The sequence below is a fragment of the Streptomyces aureus genome (genome assembly GCF_001418135.1).
GTDB classification, from domain to species: Bacteria; Actinomycetota; Actinomycetes; order Streptomycetales; family Streptomycetaceae; genus Streptomyces; species Streptomyces aureus_A.
The window spans coordinates 1-1,636 of sequence record NZ_LIPQ01000143.1; the positions used below are offsets into that span (position 1 = coordinate 1).

2 protein-coding genes are annotated in these 1,636 nt (G+C 71.7%); one reads left to right on the forward strand and one right to left on the reverse strand.

Annotated features, from left to right (window positions below; genetic code table 11):
* Positions 1-273: 273 nt before the first annotated feature.
* Complete coding sequence (locus AOK00_RS14215) at positions 274-609, forward strand: SCO4225 family membrane protein (RefSeq protein WP_055600679.1); 336 nt, start codon at positions 274-276, stop codon at positions 607-609.
* 40 nt (positions 610-649) lie between these two features.
* Here the strand turns inward: AOK00_RS14215 and AOK00_RS14220 are convergent, their stop codons facing one another.
* Positions 650-1,567 carry a DUF6891 domain-containing protein gene (locus AOK00_RS14220; RefSeq protein ID WP_055600680.1) on the reverse strand — a complete coding sequence of 306 codons (918 nt, stop codon included), beginning with the start codon at positions 1,565-1,567 and terminating at the stop codon, positions 650-652.
* Positions 1,568-1,636: the final 69 nt, after the last annotated feature.

Genomic DNA, 1,636 nt, shown 5'->3' on the forward strand with positions numbered 1-1,636 from the left:
CGCCCCCACTGGCCCCCACCGCCACACCTTCGGCGGCCTGACGGACGCCGCCTTCCGGATGATCCCCCTCATCGAATCGGGCCGACAGGCGAGATGGCCCTGGACGGCACACGACGAGGCGGGTGCTCCGCCGCCGTGATCAGCTGCCCGGCCCGCAACGCGCAGGTCCCCACGACGGTTTGAGTAGCGCTACTCAGGCGCCCGGGGCCGCCCCGCCGCAGGATGGAACCGCCGTCGACACGGCGGAACCGATCCGCCCAGGAGGAATCGATCATGAGAGACAGCCGCCCGCGCACACTCGGCCGGCTCACGTTCGCCAACCCCGCCTCGCTGGTCTACCTCGGCCTGGTGGCCGCAGCGGCGCTCCCCCTGGTGTTCGCCTCGGCGACCGCAGACACCGGCTTCGCGGCCGTCTGGATCCTGCTGATCACCGCGCCCACCAGCATGCTCCTGCTCCTCCCCGACTTCGCGAACGGCGACTCGGGGCCGGCGACCGGGTACTTCCTCGCCGCGCTGGCCCTCTCCGCGCTGCTCCACTCCTTCCTCCTCGGCCTCGCATACCGGGGACTCCGGGGAAACTCCGCGCAGCAGGCCCGCACCACCACGTGAACACCCCCTTCTCCTGGTCACCTGAGAGGCTGGACGAGTCCTAGCCGACCAGGCGGCGGCGCCAGTCCAGAGGGGTGACGGTGATGGCTCGGCCGGGGGTCCGGTCCCACTCGGTGGAGAGGCCGGTTGCTTCGAGGGCGGCCACGACCTCGTGGCCGATGCCCGTCGTCGTCTCGGGCGAGCCGTCGAAGCCGCCGTACAGGAGCGTCAGTCCGTGGCCCGCCGCGGCGGAGTCCGTGCACTGGGTGTGGAAGTAGACGAAGCCGCGGGCGTCGGGCTCGCCCGCGGCGGCGATGTCCGACTCGCCACAGGTGCGGCAGCAGGTGAAGTTCTCGCGGGCCGTGATGCCGGCCTCCCGCAGGCTCTCGAACGCGCGCGTGAGGCGTTCGGGGTCCGTCTCGCCCCGCCAGCTCGACTGCTCCTCGACCCGCTCCAGCCACATCCGGTCGACCAGCGCCTCGGCCTGCTCGCGTGAAACGGGCCGGCGGCCCTCGGTGACCAGGTACTCCTCCGCGATCTCGGTCAGTTCGGCGCGGGAGGCGTAGCCGCCTGTCAGCACCTCCCGGACGCGCCGCTCCAGTTCGTCGCCCTCCCGCCCGTCGAGGTCCAGCGGCGGCACCTCGCGGGCCGGCCCCATGTCCAGCGGCGACCAGTCGAGCCCCGCGTCCCAGCCGGCCTCCTGGCGCGCCCAGCCGGTCATCGCCGCGATCACGGCCTCGGGACCGTCGGTCATCACCTGGAAGTGGCGGGTGGCAGCACCTTCCCGGTGCTCCAGCGTGTAGCCACCACCCGTCTTGTGCCAGACCTGGGCGAAGACGTCGGGCAGGTCCGGTATCCGCTGGACCACCAGGAACCGGTCCCCTTCATCGCCGATGCGCCGGACGAGCCCGGCCAGCTCCTCGGCGGACACACGGACGTGCCGCTCCCAGTTCTCCGTCTTCACCACGATCTCCAGCATGCGCAGACTCTGACACACGCGTCTGACAGTCGATCCCCTGGTTCCTGGTCCCTGATCCCTGATCCCTGA